This window comes from Pseudomonas sp. 1L-E-NC-VB-C3 (assembly GCF_057291535.1).
The window spans coordinates 281,548-298,091 of sequence record NZ_JBXAWD010000008.1; the positions used below are offsets into that span (position 1 = coordinate 281,548).

31 protein-coding genes are annotated in these 16,544 nt (G+C 54.9%); all 31 read right to left on the reverse strand.

The genetic code is table 11. From position 1 onward, the window contains the following. Positions 1–63: 63 nt before the first annotated feature. Positions 64–531, reverse strand: a complete 468-nt coding sequence (bfr, locus tag AC0Z5Z_RS15560; protein WP_016772947.1) for a bacterioferritin — start codon at positions 529–531, stop codon at positions 64–66. 167 nt (positions 532–698) lie between these two features. Then, positions 699–2,135: a catalase gene (locus AC0Z5Z_RS15565; RefSeq protein ID WP_485611286.1), complete on the reverse strand. Its 1,437-nt coding sequence runs from the start codon at positions 2,133–2,135 to the stop codon at positions 699–701. Positions 2,136–2,374: 239 nt separating this feature from the next. Continuing rightward, a complete protein-coding gene (rplQ, locus tag AC0Z5Z_RS15570) occupies positions 2,375–2,761 on the reverse strand; it encodes a 50S ribosomal protein L17 (protein WP_003176402.1) in 387 nt (128 codons plus the stop codon). 42 nt (positions 2,762–2,803) lie between these two features. Next, a complete protein-coding gene (locus AC0Z5Z_RS15575) occupies positions 2,804–3,805 on the reverse strand; it encodes a DNA-directed RNA polymerase subunit alpha (protein WP_016772946.1) in 1,002 nt (333 codons plus the stop codon). A 22-nt stretch (positions 3,806–3,827) separates the two neighbouring features. Next, complete coding sequence (gene rpsD / locus AC0Z5Z_RS15580; protein ID WP_003176404.1) at positions 3,828–4,448, reverse strand: 30S ribosomal protein S4; 621 nt, start codon at positions 4,446–4,448, stop codon at positions 3,828–3,830. Between the two features lie 18 nt (positions 4,449–4,466). After that, on the reverse strand, positions 4,467–4,856 hold the full coding sequence (gene rpsK / locus AC0Z5Z_RS15585; RefSeq protein WP_002555466.1) for a 30S ribosomal protein S11: 390 nt from the start codon (positions 4,854–4,856) through the stop codon (positions 4,467–4,469). A gap of 30 nt (positions 4,857–4,886) precedes the next feature. Then, positions 4,887–5,243: a 30S ribosomal protein S13 gene (gene rpsM, locus AC0Z5Z_RS15590; protein WP_003186020.1), complete on the reverse strand. Its 357-nt coding sequence runs from the start codon at positions 5,241–5,243 to the stop codon at positions 4,887–4,889. A 130-nt stretch (positions 5,244–5,373) separates the two neighbouring features. After that, complete coding sequence (gene rpmJ, locus AC0Z5Z_RS15595; protein WP_002555468.1) at positions 5,374–5,490, reverse strand: 50S ribosomal protein L36; 117 nt, start codon at positions 5,488–5,490, stop codon at positions 5,374–5,376. Between the two features lie 27 nt (positions 5,491–5,517). Further along, positions 5,518–6,846, reverse strand: a complete 1,329-nt coding sequence (secY, locus tag AC0Z5Z_RS15600; RefSeq protein WP_016772945.1) for a preprotein translocase subunit SecY — start codon at positions 6,844–6,846, stop codon at positions 5,518–5,520. Continuing rightward, positions 6,847–7,284 (reverse strand): 50S ribosomal protein L15, encoded by a 438-nt coding sequence (gene rplO, locus AC0Z5Z_RS15605; RefSeq protein ID WP_003228720.1) that lies wholly within the window; start codon positions 7,282–7,284, stop codon positions 6,847–6,849. A gap of 3 nt (positions 7,285–7,287) precedes the next feature. Continuing rightward, complete coding sequence (rpmD, locus tag AC0Z5Z_RS15610; protein WP_003176408.1) at positions 7,288–7,464, reverse strand: 50S ribosomal protein L30; 177 nt, start codon at positions 7,462–7,464, stop codon at positions 7,288–7,290. Between the two features lie 2 nt (positions 7,465–7,466). Next, positions 7,467–7,967, reverse strand: a complete 501-nt coding sequence (rpsE, locus tag AC0Z5Z_RS15615; protein WP_007955637.1) for a 30S ribosomal protein S5 — start codon at positions 7,965–7,967, stop codon at positions 7,467–7,469. A gap of 3 nt (positions 7,968–7,970) precedes the next feature. Then, a complete protein-coding gene (rplR, locus tag AC0Z5Z_RS15620; protein ID WP_003186037.1) occupies positions 7,971–8,321 on the reverse strand; it encodes a 50S ribosomal protein L18 in 351 nt (116 codons plus the stop codon). Between the two features lie 10 nt (positions 8,322–8,331). Continuing rightward, a complete protein-coding gene (gene rplF / locus AC0Z5Z_RS15625; protein WP_003228722.1) occupies positions 8,332–8,865 on the reverse strand; it encodes a 50S ribosomal protein L6 in 534 nt (177 codons plus the stop codon). A 12-nt stretch (positions 8,866–8,877) separates the two neighbouring features. Beyond that, positions 8,878–9,270, reverse strand: a complete 393-nt coding sequence (rpsH, locus tag AC0Z5Z_RS15630) for a 30S ribosomal protein S8 (protein WP_016772944.1) — start codon at positions 9,268–9,270, stop codon at positions 8,878–8,880. Between the two features lie 208 nt (positions 9,271–9,478). Continuing rightward, positions 9,479–9,784, reverse strand: a complete 306-nt coding sequence (gene rpsN / locus AC0Z5Z_RS15635) for a 30S ribosomal protein S14 (RefSeq protein WP_003186042.1) — start codon at positions 9,782–9,784, stop codon at positions 9,479–9,481. A 13-nt stretch (positions 9,785–9,797) separates the two neighbouring features. Continuing rightward, on the reverse strand, positions 9,798–10,337 hold the full coding sequence (rplE, locus tag AC0Z5Z_RS15640; protein ID WP_003210069.1) for a 50S ribosomal protein L5: 540 nt from the start codon (positions 10,335–10,337) through the stop codon (positions 9,798–9,800). A gap of 20 nt (positions 10,338–10,357) precedes the next feature. Beyond that, positions 10,358–10,672 (reverse strand): 50S ribosomal protein L24, encoded by a 315-nt coding sequence (gene rplX / locus AC0Z5Z_RS15645; protein ID WP_003186046.1) that lies wholly within the window; start codon positions 10,670–10,672, stop codon positions 10,358–10,360. 11 nt (positions 10,673–10,683) lie between these two features. Then, entirely contained in the window at positions 10,684–11,052 is a 369-nt protein-coding gene (gene rplN, locus AC0Z5Z_RS15650; protein ID WP_002555479.1) for a 50S ribosomal protein L14, read from the reverse strand. 23 nt (positions 11,053–11,075) lie between these two features. Beyond that, the gene (gene rpsQ / locus AC0Z5Z_RS15655; protein WP_003194644.1) at positions 11,076–11,342 is read right to left on the reverse strand and encodes a 30S ribosomal protein S17; all 267 of its coding nucleotides are present in this window, start codon (positions 11,340–11,342) and stop codon (positions 11,076–11,078) included. Between the two features lie 2 nt (positions 11,343–11,344). Continuing rightward, positions 11,345–11,536, reverse strand: coding sequence for a 50S ribosomal protein L29 (rpmC, locus tag AC0Z5Z_RS15660; protein WP_002555481.1), 192 nt, complete (start codon positions 11,534–11,536; stop codon positions 11,345–11,347). Further along, positions 11,536–11,949, reverse strand: coding sequence for a 50S ribosomal protein L16 (gene rplP, locus AC0Z5Z_RS15665; RefSeq protein ID WP_003228729.1), 414 nt, complete (start codon positions 11,947–11,949; stop codon positions 11,536–11,538). The genes rpmC and rplP overlap by 1 nt, the downstream gene beginning before the upstream one ends. Before the next feature lie 12 nt (positions 11,950–11,961). Then, positions 11,962–12,648 carry a 30S ribosomal protein S3 gene (gene rpsC, locus AC0Z5Z_RS15670; protein ID WP_003176422.1) on the reverse strand — a complete coding sequence of 229 codons (687 nt, stop codon included), beginning with the start codon at positions 12,646–12,648 and terminating at the stop codon, positions 11,962–11,964. A gap of 13 nt (positions 12,649–12,661) precedes the next feature. Further along, entirely contained in the window at positions 12,662–12,994 is a 333-nt protein-coding gene (gene rplV / locus AC0Z5Z_RS15675; RefSeq protein WP_003103908.1) for a 50S ribosomal protein L22, read from the reverse strand. A gap of 11 nt (positions 12,995–13,005) precedes the next feature. Further along, a complete protein-coding gene (gene rpsS / locus AC0Z5Z_RS15680; protein WP_011336172.1) occupies positions 13,006–13,281 on the reverse strand; it encodes a 30S ribosomal protein S19 in 276 nt (91 codons plus the stop codon). A 16-nt stretch (positions 13,282–13,297) separates the two neighbouring features. Beyond that, a complete protein-coding gene (gene rplB / locus AC0Z5Z_RS15685; protein ID WP_016772943.1) occupies positions 13,298–14,122 on the reverse strand; it encodes a 50S ribosomal protein L2 in 825 nt (274 codons plus the stop codon). Positions 14,123–14,136: 14 nt separating this feature from the next. Beyond that, entirely contained in the window at positions 14,137–14,436 is a 300-nt protein-coding gene (gene rplW, locus AC0Z5Z_RS15690) for a 50S ribosomal protein L23 (RefSeq protein ID WP_002555488.1), read from the reverse strand. Beyond that, positions 14,433–15,035: a 50S ribosomal protein L4 gene (rplD, locus tag AC0Z5Z_RS15695; protein WP_003228735.1), complete on the reverse strand. Its 603-nt coding sequence runs from the start codon at positions 15,033–15,035 to the stop codon at positions 14,433–14,435. The genes rplW and rplD overlap by 4 nt, the downstream gene beginning before the upstream one ends. Positions 15,036–15,047: 12 nt before the next feature. After that, complete coding sequence (gene rplC / locus AC0Z5Z_RS15700; RefSeq protein ID WP_003228738.1) at positions 15,048–15,683, reverse strand: 50S ribosomal protein L3; 636 nt, start codon at positions 15,681–15,683, stop codon at positions 15,048–15,050. Between the two features lie 80 nt (positions 15,684–15,763). Further along, the gene (gene rpsJ / locus AC0Z5Z_RS15705) at positions 15,764–16,075 is read right to left on the reverse strand and encodes a 30S ribosomal protein S10 (RefSeq protein WP_003186070.1); all 312 of its coding nucleotides are present in this window, start codon (positions 16,073–16,075) and stop codon (positions 15,764–15,766) included. 154 nt (positions 16,076–16,229) lie between these two features. Further along, on the reverse strand, positions 16,230–16,544 hold a 315-nt coding region (locus AC0Z5Z_RS15710; protein ID WP_485611287.1), incomplete at its 5' end, for an EF-Tu C-terminal domain-related protein.

Here is a 16,544-nt window from a genome sequence, read left to right on the forward strand (position 1 = left end):
GCCAGGCATGAAAAAGCCCCTGTCACCGTTGAGGTGCCAGGGGCTTTTTTGTAGCTGGTGCAATCAGGACGCGTGGGATTGCAGGTAGTTCTCGAGACCGATCAGCTTGATCAGGCCCAACTGCTTTTCCAGCCAGTAGGTGTGATCTTCTTCGGTGTCGTTGAGCTGAACCCGCAGAATTTCGCGACTGACGTAGTCCTTGTGTTGCTCGCAAAGTTCGATGCCTTTGCACAGCGCAGCGCGGACTTTGTACTCGAGGCGCAGATCAGCTTCGAGCATCGTAGGCACGGTGGTGCCGACATCCAGATCATCCGGACGCATGCGCGGCGTGCCTTCGAGCATCAGAATCCGCCGCATCAATGCATCGGCGTGGCCGGCCTCTTCTTCCATCTCGTGGTTGATGCGCTCGTAGAGCTTGGTAAACCCCCAGTCCTCATACATCCGCGAATGAACGAAATATTGGTCACGCGCGGCCAGCTCGCCGGTCAGCAACGTATTGAGGTAATCGATTACATCTGGGTGGCCTTGCATCGCCCTACATCTCCCTTCCTGAAAGTCTGTAGTTTGAACCAACCTGACTGGAAGGTCACTCACCGCACGCAATAAAAGCGAAGATATTCTGAGAAAAGCAGGCCAAATAACGCAAAAACCGCCCAAATGAGGGCGGTTCTGCTTCTCGTTTAGACTACGTTAAGCTGTCAGTTGAGCAGCTTTGCGATTGCTTCTCCATACGCTGGATCGGCTTTGTAGAAATGCTGCAACTGACGATCGACGACGTCGCTGGAAACGCCCGCCATTGCGCCGGCAATGTTGCTGACCAGCAGCGCTTTTTGCTCTTCGCTCATCAAGCGGAACAAGGCACCGGCATGGCTGTAGTAGTCGGTGTCTTCGCGGTGATCATAGCGATCAGCGGCACCACTCAAGGCCAGCGCTGGCTCCACGTAATGCGGCGCTTGCTTCGGCGACTCAACGTAGCTGTTCGGTTCATAGTTCGGCGCCGCGCCGCCATTGCTGCCGAACGCCATAGAGCCGTCACGCTGATAAGTATTCACCGGGCTGCGCGGAGCGTTCACCGGCAATTGCTGGTGGTTGGTGCCCACACGGTAGCGGTGCGCGTCAGCGTAGGCGAATACGCGACCTTGCAGCATGCGGTCTGGCGACAGACCCACGCCTGGCACCATGTTGCTCGGGCCAAACGCAGCCTGCTCGACTTCAGCGAAGTAGTTAAGCGGGTTGCGGTTCAATTCCAGCTCACCAACTTCGATCAACGGAAACTCCTTCTGCGACCAGGTCTTGGTCACGTCGAATGGGTTCTCGTAATGAGCCGCCGCCTGGGCTTCGGTCATGATCTGAATGCACACGCGCCATTTCGGGAATTCACCACGCTTGATCGCTTCGAACAGGTCACGTTGCGCATAGTCCGGGTCGGTACCGGCCAAACGGGCGGCCTCGGCTGGTGCCAGGTTCTTGATGCCTTGCTGAGTCTTGTAGTGCCACTTCACCCAGTGACGCTCGCCTTTGGCGTTGATCAGGCTGTAAGTGTGACTGCCGAAGCCATGCATATGGCGATAGCCGTCAGGGATGCCACGATCAGAAAACAGGATAGTGACCTGGTGCAGCGCCTCAGGCGAATGCGACCAGAAATCCCACATCATCTGCGCGCTTTTCAGGTTGCTTTGCGGCAGACGTTTTTGCGTATGGATAAAGTCCGGAAACTTCAGCGGATCGCGGATGAAGAACACTGGCGTGTTGTTGCCAACGATGTCCCAATTGCCTTCCTCGGTGTAGAACTTCAAGGCGAAGCCGCGCGGATCGCGCTCAGTGTCGGCCGAACCACGCTCGCCACCTACGGTAGAAAAGCGCAGAAAGGTTGGCGTTTGTTTGCCTACAGATTCGAACAACTTCGCACTGGTGTATTCCGTGATGTCACGGGTGACGGTGAACGTACCGTAAGCGCCCGAACCTTTAGCGTGGACACGGCGCTCGGGAATGTTTTCACGGTTGAAGTGCGCGAGTTTTTCGATGAGATGGAAATCGTCGAGAAGCAGCGGACCGCGTGGGCCGGCGGAACGGGAATTCTGGTTATCAGCGACTGGCGCGCCACTGGCGGTTGTAAGCGTCTTGGTCTGGCTCATGCGGTCTTCTTCCTCTGTCAGTCTTGAACTGCCGGCTAATGGGCTTGGAGGGAAGTATTGATCATCGACGTTACAGCTACAAATTCATTAACCTGCAAGCATCGATAGATAATTACTAATTATGTTTTCCCGGCACATAGTGGCAGTTCAACCATGTCAGAAACTTGTATGGACGGCGCATTTCTTACAGACACAAAAAACCGGGCACTAGGCCCGGTTCTTTGTTTCAGACTGACGTCTTACTCGGCGGATACAGCTTCGCCAGCAGTAGCACGATCAACCAACTCGACGTACGCCATAGGCGCGTTGTCGCCAGCGCGGAAACCGCACTTGAGGATGCGCAGGTAGCCACCCTCACGGGTAGCGTAACGCTTGCCCAGGTCGTTGAAGAGCTTACCAACGATAGCTTTCGAACGAGTACGGTCGAAAGCCAGACGGCGGTTAGCCAGGCTGTCTGTCTTGGCCAGAGTGATCAGCGGCTCGGCAACGCGGCGCAGTTCTTTGGCTTTTGGCAGAGTAGTTTTGATCAGCTCGTGCTCGAACAGCGACACCGCCATGTTTTGGAACATGGCCTTGCGGTGCGAGCTGGTGCGGCTCAGGTGACGACCACTTTTACGATGACGCATGGTTCATTCCTTACCAAACACTACGTTCGGTGATTACGACGATCAGGCAGTCGCCTTGTCGTCCTTCTTAAGACTTGCAGGCGGCCAGTTGTCGAGGCGCATGCCGAGGGACAGACCGCGGGAGGCCAGAACGTCCTTGATTTCAGTCAAGGATTTCTTGCCCAGGTTCGGAGTCTTCAACAGCTCTACTTCGGTACGCTGAATCAGGTCGCCGATGTAGTAGATGTTTTCCGCCTTAAGGCAGTTAGCCGAACGTACAGTCAGTTCCAGATCGTCAACCGGGCGAAGCAGGATCGGATCGATCTCGTCTTCCTGCTCGACAACCAGCGGCTCACTTTCACCTTTGAGGTCGACGAACGCAGCCAGCTGCTGTTGCAGGATGGTTGCAGCGCGACGGATAGCCTCTTCAGGATCCAGGGTACCGTTGGTTTCCAGATCAATAACCAGCTTGTCCAGGTTGGTACGCTGCTCGACACGGGCGTTTTCCACCACGTAAGCGATACGGCGAACCGGGCTGAACGAAGAGTCGAGCTGCAAGCGACCGATGCTGCGGCTTTCGTCTTCATCGCTCTGACGCGAGTCGGCTGGTTCATAACCACGACCACGAGCTACGGTGAGCTTCATGTTCAGGGCGCCGTTAGACGCCAGGTTAGCGATTACGTGATCGGGATTAACGATCTCGACATCATGATCCAGCTGAATATCGGCAGCGGTAACCACCCCCGAACCCTTCTTCGACAAGGTCAGCGTAACTTCGTCACGACCGTGCAGCTTGATGGCCAGACCTTTAAGGTTCAACAGGATTTCAATTACGTCTTCCTGTACACCTTCGATGGCGCTGTACTCGTGGAGCACACCGTCAATCTCGGCCTCGACTACTGCGCAGCCGGGCATTGAGGACAACAGGATGCGGCGCAGCGCGTTGCCCAGGGTGTGGCCAAAACCACGCTCGAGAGGCTCGAGAGTGATCTTGGCGCGGGTTGGACTGACAACCTGCACATCAATGTGGCGGGGTGTCAGGAACTCATTTACCGAAATCTGCATGGATGCACCTATTTTCTAGCCCTTACTTGGAGTAGAGCTCGACAATCAGGCTTTCGTTGATGTCGGCGGACAGATCACTGCGAGCAGGAACGTTCTTGAAAACGCCCGACTTCTTCTCAGTGTCTACTTCTACCCATTCTACGCGGCCACGTTGGGCACACAGATCGAGAGCTTGGACAATGCGAAGCTGGTTTTTTGCTTTCTCGCGAACTGCAACCACGTCACCAGCACGAACCTGATACGACGGAACGTTTACGGTCTGACCGTTAACGCTGATCGACTTGTGCGATACCAGTTGACGGGATTCGGCACGAGTCGAACCAAAGCCCATACGGTATACAACGTTGTCCAGACGGCATTCGAGCAGTTGCAGCAGGTTTTCACCGGTTGCACCTTTCTTGCCAGCAGCTTCTTTGTAGTAGCCGCTGAACTGACGCTCGAGAACGCCGTAGATACGACGGACCTTCTGCTTTTCACGCAGTTGGGTGCCGTAGTCGGACTGGCGACCGCGGCGCTGGCCGTGGATACCAGGTGCTGCTTCAATGTTGCACTTCGATTCGATCGCGCGCACGCCGCTCTTCAGGAAGAGATCGGTGCCTTCGCGACGAGCGAGTTTGCATTTTGGACCAATGTAACGAGCCATTCTTTACAATCTCCTGGATTACACGCGGCGCTTCTTCGGCGGACGGCACCCGTTGTGCGGGATTGGCGTCACGTCGGTGATGCTGGCGATCTTGTAGCCACAGCCGTTCAAAGCGCGGACTGCGGATTCACGACCTGGACCTGGACCCTTGACGTTGACGTCGAGGTTTTTCAGGCCGTATTCCAGCGCAGCTTGACCAGCACGTTCAGCAGCTACTTGAGCAGCGAACGGGGTGGACTTGCGGGAACCGCGGAAACCCGAACCACCGGAGGTAGCCCAGGAAAGAGCGTTACCTTGACGGTCGGTAATGGTCACGATGGTGTTGTTAAAAGATGCATGGATGTGGGCGATGCCATCAACCACTGTCTTTTTAACTTTTTTACGAGGACGAGCAGCAGGTTTTGCCATGATTAAATTCCTGTCGATTCGCTGGGGCGATTACTTGCGGATCGGCTTACGCGGACCTTTACGGGTACGCGCGTTGGTCTTGGTACGCTGACCGCGTACTGGCAGACCACGACGATGACGCAGACCGCGATAGCAACCGAGGTCCATCAAGCGCTTGATTTTCATGTTGATTTCGCGACGCAGGTCACCTTCAGTGGTGAACTTCGCCACTTCGCCACGCAGCTGTTCAATTTGCTCGTCGCTCAGATCTTTGATCTTTGCTGCTGGGTTTACCCCAGTCACTGCACAGATCTTCTGCGCAGTAGTGCGACCAACACCATAGATGTAGGTCAGCGAGATAACAGTATGCTTGTTATCTGGAATGTTAACGCCTGCAATACGGGCCATTCAGTGGGACTCCAATTGACAGCTACCTACGCCCCGGAAGCCAAGAAATAGGGCGCGAGATAATATCGCTGTAATAACAAATAATCAACCCGGTAGCGCACTAGCTACCGGGCTTGAAGCATAATCACACTCAGCCTTGGCGCTGTTTGTGACGCGGTTCCGCGCTGCAAATTACTCGAACAACACCTTCGCGGCGAATAATCTTGCAGTTACGGCACAGCTTTTTCACCGATGCACGAACTTTCATCACCAACTCCTCGAACCTTATGGGTACTCAGCGCAACATGCCGCTGCCGTAACCCTTCAGGTTGGCTTTCTTCATCAGGGATTCGTACTGGTGCGAAACGAGGTGCGATTGTACTTGGGACATGAAGTCCATCACAACCACGACCACGATCAGCAACGAGGTCCCGCCAAGGTAGAACGGAACGTTTGCTGCAACCACCAGGAATTGGGGCAACAGGCACACGGCCGTCATGTAAAGAGCACCGAACAGGGTCAAGCGGGTCAGAACGCCATCAATATAGCGCGCAGACTGCTCACCTGGACGAATGCCCGGAATAAAGGCACCGGACTTCTTCAGGTTTTCCGCTACGTCTTTCGGATTGAACATCAACGCCGTATAGAAGAAGCAGAAGAAAATAATCCCTGCACTAAACAGCAGAATATTCAACGGCTGACCAGGAGCGATCGACTGCGAGATGTCCTGCAACCAGCCCATACCTTCAGACTGACCGAACCAGGCACCCAACGAAGCCGGGAACAGCAAAATGCTGCTCGCGAAAATAGCCGGAATAACACCGGCCATGTTCACCTTCAGCGGCAAGTGGCTTGTCTGCGCAGCAAAAACCTTGCGGCCCTGCTGACGCTTGGCGTAATGAACAGCGATACGACGCTGACCACGCTCAATGAACACCACGAAACCGATAATCGCTACTGCCAGCAAACCGATGGCAACCAGGGCGAAGATGTTGATATCGCCCTGACGCGCAGACTCGAAAGACTGCCCGATTGCTCTCGGAAGACCGGCGACGATACCCGAAAAAATCAACATCGAGATACCGTTGCCAACACCACGCTCAGTAATCTGCTCACCCAGCCACATCATGAACATCGCACCAGCCACAAATGTGGTTACCGCGACGAAATGGAAGCCAAAGTCACCAGTGAACGCGACGCCCTGCCCCGCCAGACCAATGGACATGCCAATAGCCTGGACCAGAGCGAGAGCGACGGTGAGGTAGCGGGTGTACTGGCTAATCTTGCGACGGCCAGCTTCACCTTCCTTCTTCAACTGCTCCAGCTGCGGGCTGACGGCGGTCATCAGTTGCATGATGATCGATGCCGAAATGTACGGCATGATCCCCAGTGCAAAGATGCTCATCCGTTCCAGCGCGCCGCCGGAGAACATGTTGAACAAGCTAAGAATGGTCCCCTCATTCTGTCGAAACAGGTCTGCGAGTCGGTCCGGGTTGATACCTGGAACCGGGATGTGTGCGCCTATTCGGTAGACGATAATCGCCAGGAACAGAAAACGCAGACGAGCCCAGAGTTCAGACATACCGCCTTTGCCGAGCGCAGAGAGAGCACCTTGCTTAGCCATTTATTCCTCGAACTTGCCGCCAGCTGCTTCGATAGCCGCACGCGCACCTTTGGTGGCGCCGATTCCCTTGCCGATAGTGACAGCGCGAGTCACTTCACCGGACAGCATGATTTTCACACGCTGTACGTTGACGTTGATCACGTTGGCATCTTTCAGGGACTGCACAGTAACGATGTCGCCTTCCACTTTAGCCAGCTCGGACAAACGCACTTCTGCGCGATCCATGGCTTTGAGGGAAACGAAACCGAACTTAGGCAGACGACGATGCAGCGGCTGTTGACCGCCTTCAAAGCCTGGAGCGATGGTGCCACCGGAGCGGGAGGTCTGACCTTTGTGACCACGGCCACCAGTCTTGCCCAAACCACTACCGATACCACGGCCCGGACGATGCTTTTCGCGACGGGAACCCGGCGCTGGACTCAGATCATTGAGTTTCATCGATTAACCCTCGACACGCAGCATGTAGTAAGCCTTGTTGATCATCCCGCGATTCTCGGGAGTATCCTGGACTTCTACAGTGTGACCGATGCGACGCAGACCCAGACCCTTAACGCACAGTTTGTGGTTAGGGATGCGGCCGGTCATGCTTTTGATCAGCGTAACTTTAACGGTAGCCATGATTACTTGATCTCCTCAACACGCAGGCCACGCTTGGCAGCGATGGACTCAGGAGACTGCATAGCCTTCAGACCCTTGAAAGTGGCGTGAACCACGTTTACCGGGTTAGTCGAGCCGTAGCACTTGGCCAGAACGTTCTGAACGCCAGCAACTTCGAGGACAGCACGCATAGCGCCGCCAGCGATGATACCGGTACCTTCAGAAGCAGGCTGCATGTACACCTTCGAAGCGCCGTGAGCGGACTTCATCGCGTACTGCAGAGTGGTGCCGTTCAGGTCAACTTGAATCATGTTACGGCGAGCAGCTTCCATTGCCTTCTGGATCGCAGCAGGCACTTCACGCGACTTGCCACGGCCGAAGCCAACACGCCCTTTACCATCACCAACCACGGTCAACGCGGTGAAAGTGAAGATACGGCCGCCTTTAACGGTTTTGGCTACGCGGTTAACTTGAACCAGCTTCTCGATGTAGCCTTCGTCGCGCTTTTGGTCGTTATTTGACATAACTTAGAACTCCAGCCCAGCTTCACGAGCAGCATCAGCCAGCGCTTTAACGCGGCCATGGTACTTGAAGCCAGAGCGGTCGAAAGCCACTTGCGATACGCCAGCGGCCTTAGCACGCGTAGCGACCAGCTGGCCAACCTTTGTGGCCGCGTCGATGTTGCCAGTGGCACCATCACGCAGTTCTTTATCCAAAGTCGAGGCACTTGCCAGGACTTTGTTGCCGTCGGCCGAGATGACCTGGGCGTAGATGTGCTGCGACGAGCGGAACACGCAGAGACGCACGACTTCGAGTTCGTGCATTTTCAGGCGTGCTTTGCGAGCGCGACGCAGTCGAGTAACTTTTTTGTCGGTCATTTGCTATGCCCTACTTCTTCTTGGCTTCTTTACGACGGACGACTTCGTCCGCGTAGCGCACACCTTTGCCTTTGTACGGCTCTGGTGGACGGAAGTCGCGGATCTCGGCGGCCACTTGACCTACCAGCTGCTTGTCGATGCCCTTGATCAGGATATCGGTCTGGCTAGGAGTCTCAGCGGTGATGCCTTCCGGCAGTTCGTAATCCACTGGGTGCGAGAAGCCAAGAGCCAGGTTCAGAACCTGACCTTTTGCTTGCGCTTTGTAACCAACACCGACCAGCTGGAGCTTGCGCTCGAAGCCTTGGCTTACGCCCTGGACCATGTTGTTTACCAACGCACGCGTGGTACCGGCCATTGCGCGAGTTTGTTGATCGCCATTGCGAGCAGCGAAACGCAGCTCACCAGCTTCCTCAACGATCTCAACGGACGAATGGATGTTCAGTTCAAGAGTGCCCTTGGCACCCTTCACCGAAAGCTGCTGGCCTGCGAATTTGACTTCGACACCGGCTGGCAGCTTAACGGGGTTCTTAGCGACGCGAGACATGCTTATCCCCCCTTAGAACACAGTGCAAAGAACTTCGCCGCCGACACCGGCAGCGCGCGCAGCACGATCAGTCATCACACCTTTGTTGGTGGAGACGATAGACACGCCAAGACCGCCACGAACTTTCGGCAGATCTTCAACGGACTTGTACTGACGCAGGCCTGGACGACTAACGCGCTTCACTTCTTCGATAACCGGACGGCCTTCGAAGTACTTCAGCGAGATGGACAGCGACGGCTTGGCGTCGGTGGTGATCTGAAAATCCGCGATGTAACCTTCGTCCTTCAGGACTTTTGCTACAGCAGCCTTCAACGTGGAAGACGGCATGCTTACGACAGACTTTTCAGCCATCTGGGCATTACGGATTCGAGTTAGCATGTCCGCTAACGGGTCCTGCATACTCATGGGCTAGACGCTCCTAATACAAAAAAATTAGCCTTGCGGCTACTACTTGTCGCCGAGAACTTCCGGGCAGAAAAACACGGGCTCAGGCGAGCCGGTCATTCTAGACACACCCCAGAAATGAATCAAGCCCCAAAAGGGGCTTGATTCAGATTCAAGGCCACCGATGGTCAGGTTCTTGCGAACCCGAACATCGAGACTTTGACAACTGTTACCAGCTGGCTTTAACCAGACCTGGTACGTCACCACGCATTGCAGCTTGACGCAGCATGTTACGGCCGAGGCCGAACTTGCGGTACACGCCGTGCGGACGACCAGTCAGGCGGCAACGGTTACGCATGCGCGAAGCGCTTGCGTCACGTGGTTGCTTCTGCAGAGCTACGGTAGCTTCCCAACGCGCTTCTGGACTTGCGTTCAGATCGACGATGATAGCTTTCAGCGCTGCACGCTTGGTGGCGTACTTGGCAACGGTGAGCTGACGCTTCAGCTCACGGTTCTTCATGCTCTTCTTGGCCATTTTCCTACTCCAATCAGTTGCGGAACGGGAATTTGAAAGCACGCAGCAGAGCGCGGCCTTCATCATCGTTCTTGGCAGTGGTGGTCAGGGTAATGTCCAGACCGCGGAGAGCATCGATCTTGTCGTAGTCGATTTCCGGGAAGATGATCTGCTCTTTCACGCCCATGCTGTAGTTGCCACGACCATCGAAGGACTTGGCATTCAGGCCGCGGAAGTCGCGAACCCGAGGCAGGGAGATCGACAGCAGACGATCCAGGAACTCGTACATACGCTCACGGCGCAGGGTCACTTTGACGCCGATCGGCCATCCTTCGCGGACTTTAAAGCCAGCGATGGATTTACGAGCGTAGGTCACAACGACTTTCTGGCCGGTGATCTTTTCCAGGTCAGCAACAGCGTGCTCGATGACTTTTTTGTCGCCGATCGCTTCGCCCAGACCCATGTTCAGGGTGATTTTGGTAACGCGCGGAACTTCCATCACGTTCGAAAGCTTAAGTTCTTCCTTAAGTTTCGGAGCGATTTCCTTCCGGTAAATCTCTTTTAGTCGTGCCATGGTCTTCTACCTAGCAGTGTTCAAGCATCAACCGCTTTTTGGGTCGACTTGAAGACACGAATTTTCTTACCGTCTTCTACTTTGAAACCAACGCGGTCAGCCTTGTTGGTTTCGCCGTTGAAGATGGCGACGTTGGAAGCGTGCAGTGGCGCTTCTTTCTCGACGATACCGCCCTGTACGCCCGACATCGGGTTAGGCTTGGTATGACGCTTGACCAGGTTCAGACCACCAACAACCAGACGGTTGTCAGCAAGAACCTTCAGCACCTTACCGCGCTTACCTTTGTCTTTGCCGGCGATCACGATGATCTCGTCGTCACGACGAATCTTTTGCATGTCGGATCTCCTTACAGCACTTCTGGGGCGAGCGAGACGATCTTCATGAACTTCTCAGTACGAAGTTCACGGGTCACTGGCCCAAAGATACGGGTGCCGATCGGCTCTTGCTTGTTGTTCAGAAGAACAGCAGCGTTGCCATCAAAGCGGATAATGGAGCCATCAGCACGACGTACGCCGTGACGAGTGCGGACTACAACAGCAGTCATCACTTGGCCTTTTTTCACTTTACCGCGAGGAATTGCTTCCTTCACGGTAACTTTGATGATGTCACCGATACCAGCGTAACGACGATGGGAGCCACCCAGCACCTTGATGCACATAACACGGCGAGCGCCGCTGTTATCGGCCACATCGAGCATGGATTGAGTCTGAATCATATAATTTCTCCGACCCCTAGCCCTTAGACTTCCACAGCGCGTTCGAGAACATCAACCAGCGCCCAAGACTTGGTCTTGGCCATCGGACGAGTTTCACGAATAGTGACTTTGTCGCCGATGTGGCACTGATTGGTTTCGTCGTGCGCGTGCAGCTTAGTCGAACGCTTAACGTATTTACCGTAGATCGGGTGCTTTACGCGACGCTCGATCAGAACGGTGATGGTTTTGTCCATCTTGTCGCTGACAACACGGCCAGTCAGCGTACGGACAGTTTTTTCGGCTTCAGCCATGATCACTTACCTGCCTGCTGGTTGAGCACAGTCTTCACGCGAGCGATGTCACGCTTAACTTGCGAGAGCAGATGAGACTGCCCCAACTGGCCAGTTGCTTTCTGCATGCGCAGATTGAACTGGTCGCGCAGCAAGCCGAGCAGTTGCTCGTTCAGCTGCTGTGCGGATTTTTCACGAAGTTCATTCGCTTTCATCACATCACCGTCCGTTTAACAAAGGAGGTGGCGAGCGGCAGCTTTGCAGCAGCCAGGGCGAAAGCCTCACGCGCCAGCTCTTCAGAAACACCCTCGATTTCATACAGGACTTTGCCTGGCTGAATCTGGGCAACCCAGTACTCCACGTTACCCTTACCTTTACCCATACGAACCTCGAGAGGTTTCTTGGAAATCGGCTTGTCCGGGAATACACGGATCCAGATCTTGCCGCCACGTTTTACGTGACGGGTCAGAGCACGACGCGCTGACTCGATCTGACGAGCGGTGAGACGACCACGAGCAACAGACTTCAGCGCGAACTCGCCGAAGCTGACTTTGCTACCGCGCAGTGCCAGACCACGGTTGTGGCCGGTCATCTGCTTGCGGAACTTCGTACGCTTTGGTTGCAACATTTGGCGTACCCCTTACTTAGCAGCTTTTTTACGAGGCGCTGGTGCTTGTGGTTTCAGTTCTTCTTGGCGACCACCAATAACTTCGCCTTTGAAGATCCAAACCTTTACACCGATCACACCGTAAGTGGTGTGAGCTTCGTAGTTGGCATAGTCGATGTCGGCACGCAGGGTGTGCAGTGGCACACGACCTTCGCGATACCATTCAGTACGTGCGATTTCAGCACCGCCGAGACGACCGCTCACTTGGATTTTGATGCCTTTGGCACCAATGCGCATGGCGTTCTGTACAGCGCGCTTCATAGCGCGACGGAACATTACACGACGCTCCAGCTGCTGAGCTACGCTCTGCGCAACCAGCATACCGTCGAGCTCCGGCTTGCGGATCTCTTCGATATTGATGTGCACAGGCACACCCATTTGCTTGGTCAGGTCCTGACGCAGTTTCTCAACATCTTCACCTTTCTTCCCGATAACGATACCTGGACGAGCGGTGTGGATGGTGATGCGTGCAGTTTGGGCCGGACGATGGATATCGATACGGCTTACGGACGCGCTTTTTAGTTTGTCTTGGAGATACTCACGCACTTTCAGATCTGCGAACAAGTAGTCCGCATAAGTCCGACCGTCTGCGTACCAGACGGAGGTGTGCTCCTTGACGATTCCCAGGCGAATGCCAATGGGATGTACTTTCTGACCCATCTCTTCGACTCCGTTACTTGTCAGCAACCTTGACAGTGATATGGCAAGACCGCTTGACGATGCGATCAGCACGGCCTTTGGCACGTGGCATGATGCGCTTCAGCGAACGCCCTTCGTTGACGAAAACGGTGCTGACCTTCAGGTCATCAACGTCTGCGCCTTCGTTATGCTCGGCGTTGGCTACGGCCGACTCCAGCACTTTCTTCATGATCTCGGCGGCTTTCTTACTGCTGAAAGCCAACAGGTTGAGCGCTTCGCCCACCTTCTTCCCGCGGATCTGGTCGGCGACCAAGCGGGCTTTCTGGGCGGAGATTCGAGCGCCCGACAACTTAGCGGCTACTTCCATTTCCTTACCCCTTAACGCTTGGCTTTCTTGTCAGCCACGTGCCCGCGATAGTTGCGGGTACCGGCGAACTCGCCCAGTTTGTGGCCGACCATGTCTTCGTTAACGAGAACTGGGACGTGCTGACGACCGTTGTGTACTGCGATGGTCAGACCGACCATTTGTGGCAGGATCATCGAACGACGCGACCAGGTTTTAATTGGTTTGCGATCGTTCTTTTCCGCCGCCACTTCGATCTTCTTCAGTAGGTGAAGATCAATAAAAGGACCTTTTTTCAGAGAACGTGGCACTGTCGTATCCCTCTATTTACTTGCGACGACGGACGATCATTTTGTCGGTACGCTTATTACCACGAGTCTTCGCGCCCTTAGTCGGGAAGCCCCATGGCGATACCGGATGACGACCACCAGAGGTACGACCTTCACCACCACCATGTGGGTGGTCAACCGGGTTCATGGCAACACCACGAACGGTTGGGCGAACGCCACGCCAGCGTTTGGCACCAGCTTTACCCAGCGAACGCAGGCTGTGCTCGGAGTTCGAGACTTCACCCAGGGTCGCACGGCATTCAGCCAGGACTTTACGCATTTCACCGGAACGCAGACGCAGGGTCACGTAGACACCTTCACGAGCGATCAACTGAGCCGAAGCACCAGCGGAACGAGCGATCTGTGCACCTTTACCTGGCTTCAATTCGATGCCGTGTACGGTAGAACCGACTGGAATGTTGCGCAGTTGCAGAGCGTTGCCTGGCTTGATTGGAGCCAGAGCGCCTGCGATCAGCTGGTCGCCAGCACTCACGCCTTTAGGGGCGATGATGTAGCGACGCTCGCCGTCTGCGTAGCACAGCAGTGCGATGTGAGCAGTACGGTTTGGATCGTATTCGATACGCTCGACAGTGGCGACGATGCCATCTTTGTCGTTGCGACGGAAATCGACCATACGGTAATGCTGCTTATGACCACCACCGATGTGACGAGTGGTAATACGGCCATTGTTGTTACGACCACCAGACTTCGATTTTTTCTCGAGCAGCGGTGCGTGAGGAGCGCCTTTATGCAGCTCCTGGTTGACCACCTTGACCACAAAACGGCGGCCAGGGGAAGTCGGTTTGCATTTAACGATTGCCATGATGCACCCCTTCCTTACTCAGCACTGCTGCTGAAATCGAGATCTTGGCCTGGCTGAAGGGAGATAACTGCCTTCTTCCAGTCATTACGCTTGCCCAGACCGCGAGCAGTGCGCTTGCTCTTACCCAGAACGTTCAGGGTAGTGACGCGCTCTACTTTCACGCTGAACAGGCTTTCGACGGCCTTCTTGATTTCCAGCTTGGTTGCATCAGTAGCAACCTTGAAAACGAACTGGCCTTTCTTGTCTGCCAGAACCGTAGCCTTCTCGGAAACGTGCGGGCCAAGCAGAACTTTAAATACGCGTTCCTGGTTCATCCCAGCAGCTCCTCGAATTTCTTCACGGCCGACACGGTGATCAACACCTTGTCGTATGCGATCAGACTAACTGGATCGGAACCTTGCACGTCACGTACATCTACGTGCGGCAGGTTGCGAGCAGCCAGGTACAGGTTCTGATCAACAGCGTCCGACACGATCAGAACGTCGGTCAGGCTCATGTTGTTCAGTTTGCCCAGCAGATCTTTGGTTTTCGGAGTTTCAACAGCGAAATCCTGAACCACGACCAGACGATCAGTACGCACCAGCTCAGCAAGGATGGAACGCATTGCTGCGCGATACATCTTCTTGTTCAGCTTCTGGGAGTGATCCTGTGGACGAGCTGCGAAAGTGGTACCGCCGCCACGCCAGATTGGGCTACGGATAGTACCGGCACGAGCACGGCCAGTACCTTTCTGACGCCATGGGCGCTTGCCGCCACCACGAACGTCGGAACGGGTCTTCTGCTGCTTGCTACCTTGACGGCCGCCGGCCATGTAGGCCACGACTGCTTGGTGAACCAGCGTCTCGTTGAATTCGCCGCCAAATGTCAGTTCGGAAACTTCGATCGCTTGAGCGTCATTTACATTTAATTGCATGTCAGCTTCCCCTTAACCGCGAGCCTTGGCTGCTGGACGTACAACCAGGTTGCCGCCAGTAGCGCCAGGAACAGCACCCTTGACCAACAACAGATTGCGTTCAGCGTCCACGCGCACTACTTCCAGGGACTGCACGGTCACGCGCTCAGCGCCCATATGACCGGACATTTTTTTGCCCTTGAATACACGACCAGGAGTCTGGCACTGGCCGATAGAGCCTGGGACGCGGTGGGATACGGAGTTACCGTGGGTGTTATCTTGCCCGCGGAAATTCCAACGCTTGATCGTACCCTGGAAGCCTTTACCCTTGGACTGACCGGTTACATCAACCAGTTGACCAGCGGCGAAGATTTCAGCGTTGATCAGATCGCCAGCCTGGTACTCGCCTTCTTCAAGGCGGAATTCCATGGTGGTGCGACCAGCGGCAACGTTCGCTTTAGCGAAGTGGCCAGCCTGAGCTGCTGTTACACGCGAAGCGCGACGCTCGCCGACAGTGACTTGCACTGCACGATAGCCATCGGTCTCTTCAGTTTTGAACTGGGTGACGCGATTCGGCTCGATCTCAATGACCGTGACCGGAATGGAGACACCTTCTTCGGTGAAAATACGGGTCATACCGCATTTACGACCGACTACACCAATAGTCATGTTGTAAACCTCATGAGTGTACGGGGCTTTCACCCGCTATGGCCGCCCATTTCAGAGCGTTACACGACCAAGACCGAGTCTTAGCCGAGGCTGATCTGCACTTCCACACCGGCCGCAAGATCAAGCTTCATCAGCGCGTCAACGGTTTTATCCGTTGGCTGGACGATGTCCAGAACACGCTTATGAGTGCGGATCTCGTACTGGTCACGCGCGTCTTTGTTGACGTGCGGGGAAACCAGAACGGTGAACCGCTCTTTACGGGTAGGCAGTGGAATTGGACCACGCACTTGAGCACCAGTACGTTTCGCGGTTTCCACGATTTCCTGGGTTGATTGGTCGATCAGGCGATGGTCAAAAGCCTTCAACCTGATACGGATTTGCTGATTTTGCATTGGATTTCAGACTCCGGCTGCTATTCCCACCGGGCGCAATACGCCCGTTAAAAGGAGGCGCAATTCTATAGACGCCCCCGATAGGTGTCAACCCAATAAAAAAGCCCCCGCTGAGCGGGGGCTTTTTCAATCCATCAAGCTGACTTTAAAAGTCTTACTCGATGATTTTGGCTACGACGCCAGCGCCGACGGTACGACCGCCTTCACGGATAGCGAAACGCAGACCATCTTCCATCGCGATGGTTTTGATCAGGGTAACAGTCATCTGAATGTTGTCACCTGGCATTACCATTTCAACGCCTTCTGGCAGCTCGCAGTTACCAGTCACGTCAGTAGTACGGAAGTAGAACTGTGGACGGTAGCCTTTGAAGAAAGGAGTGTGACGACCGCCTTCTTCCTTGCTCAGAACGTAAACTTCTGCGGTGAACTTGGTGTGCGGCTTGACCGAACCTGGCTTGACCAGAACCTG